The sequence below is a fragment of the Delftia sp. 60 genome (genome assembly GCF_002754395.1).
GTDB classification, from domain to species: Bacteria; Pseudomonadota; Gammaproteobacteria; order Burkholderiales; family Burkholderiaceae_C; genus Comamonas; species Comamonas acidovorans.
In genome coordinates this window covers 4,275,722-4,290,260 of record NZ_PEFD01000001.1, presented here as the reverse complement: position 1 = coordinate 4,290,260, position 14,539 = coordinate 4,275,722, and the positions used below count along the sequence as shown (strand labels likewise).

Here is a 14,539-nt window from a genome sequence, read left to right as displayed (position 1 = left end):
GCCGCGCAATGACAAACCGGGCCCTTGAGGCCCGGTTTGTCTTGGTGACTGCCGCCTTACTTGATCTGCCGCTTTTCCAGCTTGCGCGCCAGCGTACGCCGGTGCATGCCCAGGCGGCGAGCGGCTTCGGAGATGTTGAAATCGCTCTCGGCCAGGGTTTCGTGGATGTGTTCCCACTCCAGCGTCTTGATGGAGGTGGGGTTGCGCGACAGTTCCACGTCGGTGCGGCCCTCGAGGCGGCCGAAGGCGGCCTCGATATCGTCGGTGTTGGAGGGCTTGGCCAGATAGTGGCATGCGCCTAGCTTGACCGCCTCCACGGCCGTGGCAATGCTGGCATAGCCTGTGAGCACGACGATCAGCGCCTCGGGGCTGTGCTGGTGCAGCATCTGCACGCAGCTCAGGCCCGACGCGTTGCCCGCCAGCTTGAGGTCCATGACGGCGTACTGCGGCGAGTGCGTCTGCAGCAGCTCGCGCACTTCCTCGGCGCTGGCGGCCTGCAGCACGCGGTAGCCGCGCCGCTCGAACGAGCGCGTCAGCGTGCGCGCAAAGGTCGCATCGTCTTCAACCAGCAGCAGGAGGCGGGAGCTGTCCATGGGCGATTCGGGTTCCTGTGGGCGCCGCTTCAGGCGCCGGGTTCAATGGCAATCGATGACAGGGGCAGGCGGATCTCCACCTCACTGCCCCGCGGCGGGGTGTTCCTCACCTGAACGCGTCCGCCCAGCGAGCGCGCCACGTTGAGCACCAGGAACAGGCCCAGCCCCCGGCCCGGGCGCTCCGTCTTGGTGGAGATATGGCGCTGGCCCAGCTGTTCCAGCACGGCGGGTGCAAAGCCCGGTCCCTTGTCGCGCACGGTGATGCACAGCATGCCGGTGCGCACGGCCAGGTGCAGCGCCACATGGCGGGGGAGGCTTCGGCCGCATTGTCGAGCACATTGCAAACCATTTGCTGCAACGCGGTATCGGAAAGAATGGGGAAGTCCTCGTCGGCCTGGACATAGTCGAAATGCTCCACGGCGTGGCGTGACTGCCAGTGCGCGACCACGCCGTCCATGAAGGCGCGCAGCGTGGTGGCCTGTGGCGCATCGGCGCGGGTCTCGCCGGCCGACATGAGCACGCTGGAGACGATGGACTTGCAGCGCAGCAGCTGCTGCTGCATTTCCTGCAGGTCTGCCAGCAGGTCGGGGTCTTGCGTGATGGCGGGCATGCGCTGCCAGTCGCCCAGGATGACGGACATGGTGGACAGCGGCGTGCCCAGCTCGTGCGCCGCGCCCGTGGCCAGCAGGCCCATGCGCACGATGTGCTCCTCTTCGCTGGCACGCTGGCGCATGTTGGCCAGCCGTGCGTCACGCCGGCGCAGGTTGGAGACGATGCGGCGCAGGAAGACGACCAGCAGCACCGTGGTCAGCCCGAAGCTGATCAGAATGCCGCTCACGTACAGGCCGGGCAGCCCGTCCGGTCCCGCCGCGCCAATGGGCAGGGGCCAGTGCACGATGGCCAGCACCAGGGTGCACAGCGAGGTGCTGGCAACGATGATCCAGGCGTGCACGGGCCTGAGCAGCACGGCGCCCAGAATGCCCTGCAGCAGGAACAGATAGATGAAGGGATTGCTGGCGCCGCCGCTCAAATACAGCTGTATGGCCAGGGCGAGCACGTCGGCCAGCAGGGCCAGGAACAGGTTGCGCGCCGAGATCTGGCGGCGGTGGCTGCGGTACCAGTAGATGTAGCCAAGATTGGTGAAGACGCTGGCCATCAGCACCAGAGCCATGGCCGGCAGCGGCAGGGTGATGCCGAAGCCGTAGTGCACCAGGGAGATGGTGATCACCTGCCCGACCACGGCAAACCAGCGCAGCTGTATCAGCAGCTGCATGTTCTGGCGTTCGGTGGTGCGCTCGACGCGGAACAGGGACTCTGAAGGCGAATTCACGCGGGCGATTGTGCGCTACCGCAGGCAGCCGTGGCGCGGCAGGGTCTTGTAGAGGACTGGCGTAAAAAAGGCCACCGATGTCATCGGTGGCCCTGTTGCCTGGAGCGGCGGCTTTACGGCCTTACGGCTTTACGGCTTGCTGCTTGCCTGCCGGTCATTGCGCCTGACCAGCCAGGCCGCGCCGACCACCATCAGCGCCAGCCCGTACCAGGTCAGCGCATAGACCAGATGGCTGTTGGGGAAGCGGATCACGGTCATGCCCGGGCGCGGCCAGGTGCCGTCTGCCACGGGCTGGCCCGGCAGGCCTGCGTCGATGAAGTAGGGGGCTGCATGGTCCAGGCCCTGGGCCTGTGCAATGGCCGCCACATCGCGCGAGAACCAGCGCTGCTGCGCGGGATCGTTCTCGCGCAGGAAGCCGCCGCGCGGCTCGCTGATGCGCAGCAGGCCGGCCACCGTCACCGGGTCCTGGGGCGCCTGTGCGGGCTGATCCTGCCAGCGCGCGCGCTGCGCTGTGGGAATGAAGCCCCGGTTCACCAGCACCTGGTTGCCGTCGTTCATCTGCAGCGGCGTCAGTACCCAGAAGCCGGCGCCCAATTCGGTCACGGCCTGGGTCAGCACGGTCTTGCCGGCCAGCCAGTGGCCGCTGGCCTGCACGGCGCGGTACTCGTGGTCAGCGGCCGTGATCTGCGGCCATTCGGCGGGCGGGGGCAGGGCAGCGGGTGCGGCGTGCACGCGCTGGTCAACGCGCTCTATCAAGTCCAGCTTCCAGGCACGGCGCTGGACCTGCCAGCTGCCCAGGAAGATGAAGCCCAAAAACAAGGCGATGCCCACCGAGATGAGCATCGCCTGAGCGAGTGGGCCACGCCGGCGCGATGCGCCGGCGTGGCTGGAGGGCCCGGAGTTTCCAGATGCGGTCAAGGCGTGACCGAGGCTGGAGCCGTCTGAGCGGCGGGGTCGGCCGGCATGGTGTGCTGGGGCATCATGTTGGTGTTCATGTGGAACATGACCCACAGGGTGCCCGCAATGCCGATGGCCACGAAGACCACGGTGAAGATGGTGGACAGCAGGGTCCAGCCGCCTTCGATCTTGCCGTTCATGTGCAGGAAGAAGACCATGTGGACCAGGATCTGCACCACGGCGAAGCCGCCGAGCACCATCACGGCCGTTGCACGGTCCGAGATGACATTGCTCATCACCAGCCAGAACGGGATGGCCGTCAGGATGATCGAGAGCACGAAGCCCCACATATAGCCCGAGAACGTGCTGTGCGGGCCTGCGTCGTGGTGGTGATCGTCATGGCCGTGCTGGTCGTGGTGACCGTGGCCATGGCCGGCGTGGATGTCGTGTGCAGCCATTTACAGCACCCCCATCAGGTAAACAAAAGTGAAGACGCCGATCCAGACCACGTCCAAGAAGTGCCAGAACATCGACAGGCACATCAGGCGGCGGTTGTTCTCGTGCGTCAGGCCGTGCTTGTTGATCTGGATCATCAGCGTGACCAGCCAGATCAGGCCGAAGCTCACGTGCAGGCCGTGGGTGCCCACCAGCGTGAAGAACGAGGACAGGAAGGCGCTGCGCTGCGGGCCTGCGCCCTCGTGCAGCAGGTGGGAGAACTCATAGAGTTCCAGGCCCAGGAAGCACAGGCCGAACAGGCCGGTGATGGCCAGCCACAGCTGGGTGCCGCCCAGCTTGCCCTGCTGCTTTTGCAGCATGGCGAAGCCGAAGGTGATGGACGACAGCAGCAGGAAGGCCGTGTTCATCGCCACCAGGGGCAGGTCGAACAGCTGGGCGCCCGTGGGGCCTGCAGCGTAGTTGCGGCCCAGCACGCCATAGGTGGCGAACAGCGCTGCAAAGATCAGGCAGTCGCTCATCAGGTAGAGCCAGAAGCCCAGAGCGGTGCCGTTTTCGGGATGGGGCTCCTCGGCGAGGTGGTACTCGCGCGGGGCCAGGGCGGCAGCGCCGCCTGCGGTGTAACGGGTATCAGACATGACGTGCCAGCTGTTGTGTGCGCAGTTCTTCCGTGGCCGCGACTTCCGCGGCGGGGATGTAGTAGTCGCGCTTGTAGTTGAACGTGTGGATGATCGACGCCAGCACGGTGGCGGCGAACGACGCAATGGCCAGGGGCCACATGTGCCAGATCATCGCGAAGCCGAAGACCGTGGACAGCGCGGCGATCACGACACCGGCGCCGGTGTTGGACGGCATGTGGACGGGCTTGAAGCCGGTCAGCGGACGCTGGTAGCCGTGCTTCTTCATGTCCCACCAGGCATCGATCTCATGCACCACGGGCGTGAAGGCGAAGTTGTACTGGGGAGGGGGCGAGGAGGTGGCCCACTCCAGCGTGCGGCCTTCCCATGGGTCGCCGGTCACGTCACGCAGCTGGTCGCGCTTGAAGTAGCTGACCACCAGCTGGATCAGGAAGCTGCCGATGCCCAGTGCCACCAGACCGGCGCCCAGGGCGGCGATCACGAACCAGATCTGCAGCGAGGGGTCCTCGAAGTGGTTGGCACGGCGTGTCACGCCCATCAGGCCCAGCACGTACAGCGGTGTGAAGGCGACCCAGAAGCCGACCAGCCAGAACCAGAACGAGCACTTGCCCCAGAACTCGTCGAGCTTGTAGCCGAAGGCCTTGGGGAACCAGAAGTTGATGCCGGCGAACACGCCGAACACCACGCCGCCGATGATCACGTTGTGGAAGTGGGCGATCAGGAACAGGCTGTTGTGGAGCACGAAGTCGGCCGGGGGAACGGCCAGCAGCACGCCGGTCATGCCGCCGATGGCGAACGTGCACATGAAGCCCACGGTCCACAGCATCGGCACCGTGAAGCGGATGCGGCCGCGGTACATGGTGAACAGCCAGTTGAAGATCTTGGCGCCCGTCGGGATCGAGATGATCATCGTCGTGATGCCGAAGAAGGTGTTCACGCTGGCGCCGGAGCCCATGGTGAAGAAGTGGTGCAGCCAGACCAGGTAGGACAGGATGGTGATACACACCGTCGCGTACACCATGGAGGTGTAGCCGAACAGGCGCTTGCGGCTGAAGGTGGAGACGATCTCCGAGAAGATGCCGAAGCAGGGCAGGATCAGGATGTAGACCTCGGGGTGGCCCCAGATCCAGATCAGGTTCACGTACAGCATGGGGTTGCCGCCCAGCTCGTTCGTGAAGAAGTTCGTGCCGACGTAGCGGTCCAGCGACATCAGCACCAGGGCTGCGGTCAGGATGGGGAACGAGGCCACGATCAGCGCGTTGGTGCACAGGGCGGTCCAGGTGAAGACGGGCATCTTCATCAGGTTCATGCCGGGTGCGCGCATCTTGATGATGGTCACGATCAGGTTGATGCCTGACAGCGTGGTGCCGACGCCGGCCACCTGCAATCCCCAGATGTAGTAGTCAAGCCCGACCCCGGGGTTCTGCGCCCCCAGGTTGGACAGTGCCAGCCAGCCGGAGGTGGAGAACTCGCCCAGGAACAGCGAGATCATCACCAGCACGGCGCCGCCCGTGGTCATCCAGAAGCTGAAGTTGTTCAGGAACGGGAAGGACACGTCGCGGGCGCCGATCTGCAGCGGCACCAGATAGTTCATCAGGCCGGTCACGAAGGGCATGGCCACGAAGAAGATCATGATCACGCCGTGTGCCGTGAAGATCTGGTCGTAGTGGTGCGGAGGCAGGTAGCCCAGGTTGTCGCCGAAGGCCATGGCCTGCTGCAGGCGCATCATCAGCGCGTCGGCAAAGCCGCGCAGCAGCATGACCAGACCGAGGATCATGTACATGATGCCGATCTTCTTGTGGTCGATGCTGCACAGCCAGTCGCGCCACAGCGGGCCCCACAGGCGGAACTTGGTGAGCAGGCCCAGCACGGCAAGGCCGCCGAGCACCACGGCGATGAAGGTCGCCAGCACGATGGGCTCATGCGCCATCGGGATGGAGTCCCAAGTGATGCGTCCCAGCAGCCAGTGGGCCTGTGCCGGGGAGGTATGTTCAGACATATCGAGTCTCTTAGGTCGTGATGGGAGCGGGCGGCGGTCTGGCCGTCGTCCGCGTCCGCTAACTGCTTATTGCTGCGCAGCGGCTGCGGAGCCGTCGCGCTGGTCCAGGAAGGCCACGACGCGGTCGGCGTTTTGCACCGTGCACACATCCTGGGGCAGGTTCATGCCCACGGCCTTGAGATAGGCTTCGCCGCCGGCAGCGTCGATGGCCATCATGTGATGCATGCACATCTTGCCTTCTTCGACACAGCGGTTGAGCACCTTGTCGTACAGGCCTTCGTCCACCGTGGCGAAGCGCTCGACCGGGTTGCGCTCGCTGGGCTTGACCAGGTTCAGGTAGGTATCGCGCGTCAGGGCCTTGCCTTCGGACTTGGCCTTGGCAACCCACTGATCGAACTCTTCGTTGCTCAGGCCATGGAACTTGAACGTCATGCCCGAGAAGCCGGCGCCGCTGTAGTGCGATGCCAGGCCGTGGAACACGCCGGGCTTGTTGATCACGGCGTTCAGCTCGGTCTGCATGCCGGGCATGGCATAGATCATGCCGGCCAGGTCAGGCACGTAGAAGGAGTTCATCGTCGAGGTGGCGGTCAGCTTGAAGTGGATGGGACGATCCACGGGAGCGGCCAGCTCGTTGACGGTGGCGATGCCTTTTTCAGGGATGAAGAACAGCCACTTCCAGTCCATGGCCACGACCTGCACCTCCAGCGGCTTGACATCGGTGCTCAGCGGCTTGGTGGCCGAGACGCGGTCCAGCGGACGGTAGGGGTCCAGCTTGTGGGTGCTGATCCAGGTGATGGCGCCCAGCGCGATGATGATCATCAGCGGCACGGACCAGATCACCAGCTCCAGCGTGGTGGAGTGGTGCCATTCGGGGTCGTAGTGGGCCTCGGTGTTCGACTGGCGGTATTTCCAGGCGAAAAGCAGCGTGAGGATGATCACCGGGATGATGATGATCAGCATCAGCAAGGTGGCCGTGACCACCAGGTTGCCTTGCTGCGCGGCGATGTCGCCGGCGGGGTTGAGCACGACGGCTTTGCTGCAGCCAGTGAGACTGGCTGTCAAAGCGGCCGCGGTGAGCCACGCAGGCCCACGGAGTTCCTTGATTTTTAGCATGCTAGGGGCGCAACAAGAGCGCGTTTACATAGAAACGCGGATTACAAGATCCGGGCAAATGTATTACGAAGTATAAATTTGTCCATTGGACATTTTGTCCAACGTCAAGGAGAACCCGGGAACTTTCTGCTACCTGGACGGGTGCACGTCAGGTGCCTGGCGGTCCGGAGGCCGCATTTTCGCGTCGCGCGCAGCAGGACAAACACCGAGGCCGGTCGAGGTGGAAACCGCCTTGCGCCAGATCAAGCGAGGGCGTAGAACAGAGCTGTCAGTGAGACGAGACAAGGAGCATCCATCTATGAGCGGCCTCGACACAACTGCAAGCTTCCCCGGCGGAAGCTATGAGAGCAAAGAATCTCTGTCCCGCGCCGACACCCACGAAGATGTCACGCCCAACGAAATCGCCGTCGGCGTGATCATCGGGCGATCCTCGGAGTACTTCGACTTCTTCGTGTTCGGCATCGCCTGCGTGCTGGTCTTCCCGGCGCTGCTGTTTCCCTACCTTTCCAAGCTCGACGGCACGCTGATGTCGTTCGCCATCTTCTCGCTGGCCTTCGTGGCCCGGCCGCTGGGCACGGCGCTGTCCATGGCCGTGCAGCGGCGCTGGGGGCGGGCGACCAAGCTGACGCTGGCGCTGTTTCTGCTGGGCGTGTGCACCGTGGGCATGGCCTTCCTGCCCAGCTACCAGCAGGCGGGGGTGAACGCCATCATCGTGCTGGCGCTGCTGCGCATAGGCCAGGGCATTGCGCTGGGCGGCTCGTGGGACGGCCTGCCGTCGCTGCTGGCCATGTCGGCGCCCAAGAACCGGCGCGGCTGGTATTCGATGATGGGCCAGTTGGGCGCGCCGCTGGGCTTCGTGCTCGCGGCAGGGCTGTTTGCCTTCATCTACGCCCATGTGGGAGCCGACGAGTTCCTCAGCTGGGGCTGGCGCTATCCCTTCTGCGTGGCCTTTGCCATCAACGTCGTGGCACTGTTTGCCCGGCTGCGCCTGGTCGTGGGCCAGTCCTACACCGAACTGCTGCAGCAGCGTGAGCTGGAGCCCATGGGCGTGCTGCCGCTGATGCGCGACGAGGGTCGCAACGTGGTGATCGGTGCGTTTGCCGCCCTGGCCAGCTTTGCGCTGTTCCACCTGGTGACCATCTTCCCGCTGTCCTGGATCTCGCTGTACTCGGACCAGTCGGTGACCCATGTGCTCGGGGTGCAGATCGTGGGCGCCTTCTGTGCGGCTGCCGCCATCATGGTCTCGGGCTGGCTGGCCGACCGTGTGGGCCGGCGCAACACGCTGGGCACCATGGCCTGCCTGATCGGCATCTTCAGCTTCCTGGCGCCCTGGCTGCTGGGCAGCGGAACGATGGGGAACAACGTGTTCATCATCGTCGGCTTCATCCTGCTGGGCCTGTCCTATGGCCAGGCGGCCGGCACGGTGACGTCCAACTTCCCCTCACGCTATCGCTACACGGGTGCTGCTCTGTCCTCGGACATGGCCTGGCTGGTGGGCGCGGCATTCGCTCCGCTGGTGGCCCTGGGCGTGTCCTCGCGCTTCGGACTGGTGGCGCTGGGGATCTATCTGCTGTCGGGTGCGCTGTGCACGCTGGCGGCGCTGGGCATCAACCGCGCCATCGAGACGCGCGACTGAACGGGCGCAGCAAATCAAAGGCCGGCTCTGCCGGCCTTTTTCGTTGTGACTTCGCCTCAGGGGTTTTCACCGTAGCGCTGCTTGAAGTCGAATTCGAGCCTGTCGCAGTCCTGCACCGATTCAAACTGCTGCGTCTTGCGCTCGGCCTCTGGCCGCGCGGTTTCCTTGCGGCAGATCTTGATGGTTTCGCGCTCCACCCAGCGCGCCTCACCTTCGGGCGTGGACAGCAACTGGCCAGCCAGCATGAGCACAGCGAAGAAGGCCACGGGCAGGCCGATGAGCCAGGGCACGATGCGGCTTTTTGGTGGCTTGGGCGGTTTCGGCGGTGTTGGCGGTTTGGCCGGATCGGATCCGTTGGCGCTGGCAGCGGTGGCCGGTTCGCTGGAATGGGGCTCGGGTGTCTGTGGTTGCGCCATGGTGTGCTTGCTGTGGTTCCGGCTGGCGATTATCCAGGGCGCCCATCGCGCGCAGTCTGAGCGGGATCAGGGAACGGCGAGATCGCCTGTGCTAGCCATCTCCCCCATCTCCTGCACCAGCCATTTCTCCAGCGCAAGAATGTCGGCCCTGCGGCCCGGATGGGGCGCCACCCACAGCTGCAGGCGCCGTGGACCGGCCAGTCGCGCGCCGCTGTTGCGCGCTCGGGCAGATGGGAGGAGAGGCCTTCTTTGGCCACGTGCGTGATGGAGGCCAGGCAGGGCTCGCTGCCGCAACCATGGGGCAAACCTATAATGCGCGTTGGTCCCGACGGGACACCCTCCCGCCAGGGACAGCGCCCCGCGTGCGCGCTCCGAACTCCTAGACACCATGAGCACACCCACTTTCACCGTTGCCGACATTCGCAAGAGCTTTCTGGACTTTTTCGCATCCAAGGGCCACACCATCGTGGAGTCGAGCCCCCTGGTGCCCGGCAACGATCCGACGCTGATGTTCACCAACTCGGGCATGGTCCAGTTCAAGGACGTGTTCCTGGGCACCGACAAGCGCCCCTACAAGCGCGCCACCTCGGTGCAGACCTGCCTGCGCGCAGGCGGCAAGCACAACGATCTGGAAAACGTGGGCTACACGGCCCGCCACCACACCTTCTTCGAGATGCTGGGCAACTGGTCCTTCGGCGACTACTTCAAGCGCGAGTCGCTCAAGTGGGCCTGGGAGCTGCTGACCGAGGTCTACAAGCTGCCCAAGGAACGCCTGCTGGCCACGGTCTACGCCGAGGACGACGAGGCCTATGACATCTGGACCAAGGAAATCGGCCTGCCGCCCGAGCGCGTGATCCGCATTGGCGACAACAAGGGCGGCCGCTACAAGAGCGACAACTTCTGGATGATGGCCGACACCGGTCCCTGCGGCCCCTGCTCGGAAATCTTCTACGACCACGGCGCGCACGTGGCCGGCGGCCCTCCGGGCAGCCCTGACGAAGACGGCGACCGCTTCATCGAGATCTGGAACAACGTGTTCATGCAGTTCGACATGGACGAGCAGGGCAACGTCAAGCCGCTGCCCGCGCCCTGCGTGGACACCGGCATGGGCCTGGAGCGCCTGGCCGCCATCCTGCAGCATGTGCACAGCAACTACGAGATCGACCTGTTCCAGGCGCTGATCAAGGCCGCTGCGCGCGAGACGCACATCACCGACATCGAGACCCCCTCGCTCAAGGTGATCGCCGACCACATCCGCGCCACCGCCTTCCTGGTGGCCGACGGCGTGATTCCCTCCAACGAAGGCCGCGGCTACGTGCAGCGCCGCATCGTGCGCCGCGCCATCCGCCACGGCTACAAGCTGGGCCAGAAGACCCCGTTCTTCCACAAGCTGGTCAAGGACCTGGTGGCCGTGATGGGCGATGCCTATCCCAAGATCCGCGAGCAGGAAGCGCGCATCACCGAAGTGCTGCGGGTCGAGGAAGAGCGCTTCTTCGAGACCCTGGCCAACGGCATGGAAATCCTGGACGCAGCGCTGGCCGGTGGCGCCAAGGTGCTGCCCGGCGACGTGGCCTTCAAGCTGCACGACACCTACGGCTTCCCCCTGGACCTGACCAACGACGTCTGCCGCGAGCGCGGCCTGAGCGTGGACGAGGCGGGCTTCCAGACTGCCATGGAAGAGCAGAAGAACAAGGCCCGCGCAGCAGGCAAGTTCAAGATGGACCGCGCCCTGGAGTACACGGGCGATGCCAATGCCTTCACGGGCTACCAGAAGCTGGCCGAGGCCGCCAAGGTGGTGGCACTGTATGCCGAAGGCAGCGCCGTGCAGGAACTCAAGGCAGGCCAGAGCGGCGTGGTCGTGCTCGACACCACGCCTTTCTACGCCGAGTCCGGCGGCCAGGTGGGCGACCAGGGTGTGATCAGCACTGCGGGCGCACGCTTTGCGGTCGAGGACACGCTCAAGATCAAGGCCGATGTGTTCGGCCACCATGGCGTGCTGGAGTCCGGCAGCCTCAAGGTGGGCGATGCCGTGCAGGCCGAGGTGGACACGCAGCTGCGTGCCGCCACCATGCGCAACCATTCGGTCACGCACATCATGCACAAGGCCCTGCGCGAAGTGCTGGGCGATCACGTGCAGCAAAAGGGCTCGCTGGTCAACGCCGAGCGCACGCGCTTCGACTTTGCCCACAACCAGCCCGTGACCGCTGAAGAGATCCGCGAGATCGAACGCCGCGTGAACGCCGAGATCCTGGCCAACACGCCCACCGATGCGCGCGTGATGGACATCGAATCGGCCAAGGCCACGGGCGCCATGATGCTGTTCGGCGAGAAGTACGGCGACTCCGTGCGCGTGCTGGACATCGGCAGCAGCCGCGAACTGTGCGGCGGCACCCACGTGCAGCGCACGGGCGACATCGGCCTGTTCAAGGTGGTGGGCGAAGGCGGCGTGGCCGCCGGCGTGCGCCGCATCGAGGCGGTGACCGGCGAGAACGCGCTGGCCTACCTGCAATCGCTGGAATCCACGGTGGACCAGGCCGCCGCCGCGCTGAAGGCGCCGACGGCCGAGCTGAACACCCGCATCGGCGGTGCGCTGGAGCAGATCCGCGCGCTGGAGAAGGAAGTGGCTGCGCTCAAGGGCAAGCTCGCTTCCAGCCAGGGCGACGAGCTGGCCGGCCAGGCCGTGGACGTCAAGGGCATCAAGGTGCTGGCCGCCAGGCTGGAAGGCGCTGACGCCAAGACCCTGCGCGACACCATGGACAAGCTCAAGGACAAGCTGGGCGCCGCAGCCATCGTGCTGGCCGCCGTCGATGGCGACAAGGTGCAACTGGCCGCAGGCGTGACCAAGGCCGAGACCTCGCGCCTCAAGGCTGGCGATCTGGTGAACTTCGTGGCCAGCCAGGTCGGCGGCAAGGGCGGCGGCAAGCCCGACATGGCCATGGCCGGCGGCACGGACGCTTCGGGCCTGCCCGCGGCGCTGGCCGGTGTGCAGGCCTGGGTGGCAGAGCGCGTCTGACCCAGCTGCGCGGCAGATGATTCCTGCTGCCCCTTCTTCGGGACGCCCCGGTGGACTCCACCGGGGCGTCTTGCCGTGGGCGCTGCGTATGACCTACATGGCCTGGGTGATGGGCGTGCTGGCGCAGTCGGCCGCTGCCGCCGCGCAAAGCGTGGTCTTCATCAACCCCGGCCGGTCCGATGAGCGCTACTGGACCACGGTCAGCGAGGCCATGCAGGACGCGGCCAGCAGCCTGGGCATGCAGCTGCAGGTCCGCTATGCCCAGCGCGACCACCTGCGCCCCATCGAGATTGCGCGCCAGATTGCCGCCTTGCCCAAGGCGCAGCGGCCCCGGTACGTGATGTTTACCAACGACTACAGCGTGGCGCCGGAAATCCTGCGCACGCTGGAGGCCGCAGGCATCGACAGCTTCATGGCCTTCAGCGGCGTGCCCGAAACATTGCGCGGCCAGACCGGCGTGGCGCGGGAGCGCTATCGCCACTGGCTGGGCAGTCTGGAGCCGGGCGCCGAAGAGGCCGGCTACCTGACCGCCAAGTCACTGTTCGCCGCTGCACGGGCATCGGGCCAGGCGCGTGCGGCCGATGGCCGGCTGCACATGGTGGCCATTGCCGGGGACCGCTCCACGCCCTCCTCGGTGGAACGCAATGCCGGCATGCGCCGCGCGGCGGCCGAGGCCAGCGACGTGGTGCTGCAGCAGGAAGTCTTTGGCGAATGGCGCCGCGAACGCGCCGAGCAGCAGGCGGCCGTGCTGTTCCAGCGCTATCCCGAGGTGCGCCTGGTCTGGGCGGGCAACGACGAGATGGCCTTTGGCGCCATGCAGGCCTGGCGCGCGCGGGGCGGCTCGCCGGGGCGTGATGCCTTCTTCAGCGCCATCAATTCATCGGCCGCCGCCATGACGGCGCTGCGCACGGGCGAGCTGTCGGCACTGGCGGGCGGCCATTTCCTGACCGGTGCCTGGGCCCTGGTCATGCTCTACGACCATGCGCACGGAACCGATTTCGCCTCCGAAGGGCTGGAGCAGGTGCGGCCCATGTTCACGCTGCTGGACAAGTCCCAGATCGACCGCTACGAGCACAGGATCAGCGCGCCGCTGGCCCCTCTGGACTTTCGCAGCTACAGCAAGCACCTCAATCCCCGGCTGCGGCGCTACGGATTCGAGCTCAAGCACCTGCTGCGCTGAGCGCCTTCCATGCCCCGCTTCCGTTCGATCGCCTCCCTGCTGATCCTGCGCATCATGCTGCTGGCCGTGGCCTGCATGCTGGTGTTTGGCGGCGCCCACGCCTGGTGGGAGTACCGCAAGGGGCAGCAGGAGTTTCGCCGCTCCATGGAGACGCTGGTGGCCAACAGCATGATCTCGCTGTCCGCCGCGCTGTGGGACATCGAGCCGGCCCTAGTGCGCGAGCAGGTGCAGTGGCTGGGAAAGCTGCCCCTGGTGGGACATGTGCAGCTGCGCGTCACCTCCACGGGCGAGATGTACGAGGCGGGCGAGCCCAGGGATGGCCGCGCGCCCGCCGTGTCCATGCTCATTCCGGCACCGCGTCACAGCCAGTCCAGCCTGCCGCTGGGCGAACTGCAGGTCTGGGAGAACCGGGGCCACTACCTGGAGGTGCTGCGCGACTCCACGCTGCGCGTGCTGCTGGGCTATGCGCTGTTCACGGCCCTGGTCTGCCTGATGGTGGCCTGGGTGATGCGCAGGGAGCTGCGCCAGCCGCTGCAGCAGATTGCGGGCTTTGCGGCCAACCTCAAGCCCAATGAGTTGTCGAGGCCCTTGGTACTGGAGCGGGCGCGGCGCGGGCAGCGCGACGAGATCGACATGGTGGTGCAGGGCTTTGGCCAGTTGCAGCATGACCTGCGCGGCCACATCGAACATCTGGACCTGCTGGTGGCCCAGCGCACGGCCCAGCTGGAGGAGCTGGTGGAGGAGGTCAAGCGCATGTCGCTGACCGATGCGCTGACCGGATGCCTCAACCGCCGCGCCATGGACGAGCGCCTGGCCTCCGAGGTCGCCCAGGGCCAGCGCCTGGGTGCGGCCCTGAGCGTGATGTTCGTGGACGTGGACCGCTTCAAGCAGGTCAATGACAGGCACGGCCATGCCGCAGGCGATGCCGTGCTGCGCGAGGTGGCACGGCGTTGCCGGCACGCACTGGAGCGGGAGCCTTCGGCGCAATGGATGGCGCGCTATGGCGGGGAGGAGTTCCTGATCGTGATGCCCGGTGTGGCTGCGGCCCAGGCCTGGGCGCTGGCCGGGCAGCTGCGCGAGGCCATACGCTCCACGCCCATACAGGTCCATGGCCTGGAGCTGGCGGCGACGGCCAGCTTTGGCGTGGCGCAACTGCAGGGTGCCGAGAGCGCGCAGGAACTGCTGCAGCGCGCCGATGCCATGCTCTACGAGGCCAAGCACGCCGGGCGCGACTGCGTGCGCGTGGCCGGCCTCACCTGAACGGCACGGCG

General features: G+C 66.0%; 11 protein-coding genes and 1 pseudogene. 4 read left to right on the top strand and 8 right to left on the bottom strand.

What is annotated here, in order from left to right; all coding sequences use genetic code 11:
• Positions 1 to 56 precede the first annotated feature (56 nt).
• From CLV01_RS19425 to cyoA, 7 genes and pseudogenes are all read right to left on the bottom strand, one after another.
• Positions 57 to 593 carry a response regulator transcription factor gene (locus tag CLV01_RS19425; protein ID WP_013802156.1) on the bottom strand — a complete coding sequence of 179 codons (537 nt, stop codon included), beginning with the start codon at positions 591 to 593 and terminating at the stop codon, positions 57 to 59.
• A gap of 29 nt (positions 594 to 622) precedes the next feature.
• Positions 623 to 1,923, bottom strand: a pseudogene (locus CLV01_RS29850) (ATP-binding protein).
• Positions 1,924 to 2,052: 129 nt separating this feature from the next.
• Positions 2,053 to 2,766 carry an SURF1 family protein gene (locus tag CLV01_RS19415; RefSeq protein WP_099733459.1) on the bottom strand — a complete coding sequence of 238 codons (714 nt, stop codon included), beginning with the start codon at positions 2,764 to 2,766 and terminating at the stop codon, positions 2,053 to 2,055.
• Positions 2,767 to 2,837: 71 nt separating this feature from the next.
• Positions 2,838 to 3,278: a cytochrome o ubiquinol oxidase subunit IV gene (gene cyoD / locus CLV01_RS19410; RefSeq protein ID WP_065346355.1), complete on the bottom strand. Its 441-nt coding sequence runs from the start codon at positions 3,276 to 3,278 to the stop codon at positions 2,838 to 2,840.
• Positions 3,279 to 3,911: a cytochrome o ubiquinol oxidase subunit III gene (gene cyoC, locus CLV01_RS19405; RefSeq protein WP_012205884.1), complete on the bottom strand. Its 633-nt coding sequence runs from the start codon at positions 3,909 to 3,911 to the stop codon at positions 3,279 to 3,281. It abuts the gene before it with no gap.
• On the bottom strand, positions 3,904 to 5,910 hold the full coding sequence (gene cyoB / locus CLV01_RS19400) for a cytochrome o ubiquinol oxidase subunit I (RefSeq protein ID WP_013802159.1): 2,007 nt from the start codon (positions 5,908 to 5,910) through the stop codon (positions 3,904 to 3,906). The genes cyoC and cyoB overlap by 8 nt, the downstream gene beginning before the upstream one ends.
• Before the next feature lie 66 nt (positions 5,911 to 5,976).
• A complete protein-coding gene (gene cyoA, locus CLV01_RS19395; protein WP_012205882.1) occupies positions 5,977 to 7,023 on the bottom strand; it encodes a ubiquinol oxidase subunit II in 1,047 nt (348 codons plus the stop codon).
• Between the two features lie 298 nt (positions 7,024 to 7,321).
• Between cyoA and CLV01_RS19390 the strand changes: the two genes are divergently transcribed.
• A complete protein-coding gene (locus CLV01_RS19390) occupies positions 7,322 to 8,659 on the top strand; it encodes an MFS transporter (RefSeq protein ID WP_013802160.1) in 1,338 nt (445 codons plus the stop codon).
• A gap of 56 nt (positions 8,660 to 8,715) precedes the next feature.
• On the opposite strand, the gene CLV01_RS19385 is transcribed toward CLV01_RS19390, so the two are convergent.
• Entirely contained in the window at positions 8,716 to 9,075 is a 360-nt protein-coding gene (locus CLV01_RS19385) for a hypothetical protein (RefSeq protein ID WP_099733460.1), read from the bottom strand.
• A 388-nt stretch (positions 9,076 to 9,463) separates the two neighbouring features.
• Here CLV01_RS19385 and alaS point away from each other — a divergent pair, with 388 nt between their 5' ends.
• The 3 genes from alaS (at position 9,464) to CLV01_RS19370 (ending at position 14,528) form a co-directional block, all read left to right on the top strand.
• Positions 9,464 to 12,088, top strand: a complete 2,625-nt coding sequence (gene alaS, locus CLV01_RS19380; protein WP_099733461.1) for an alanine--tRNA ligase — start codon at positions 9,464 to 9,466, stop codon at positions 12,086 to 12,088.
• An 88-nt stretch (positions 12,089 to 12,176) separates the two neighbouring features.
• On the top strand, positions 12,177 to 13,268 hold the full coding sequence (locus tag CLV01_RS19375) for an ABC transporter substrate-binding protein (protein WP_013802163.1): 1,092 nt from the start codon (positions 12,177 to 12,179) through the stop codon (positions 13,266 to 13,268).
• Positions 13,269 to 13,277: 9 nt separating this feature from the next.
• Positions 13,278 to 14,528 (top strand): GGDEF domain-containing protein, encoded by a 1,251-nt coding sequence (locus tag CLV01_RS19370; RefSeq protein WP_099733462.1) that lies wholly within the window; start codon positions 13,278 to 13,280, stop codon positions 14,526 to 14,528.
• Positions 14,529 to 14,539: the final 11 nt, after the last annotated feature.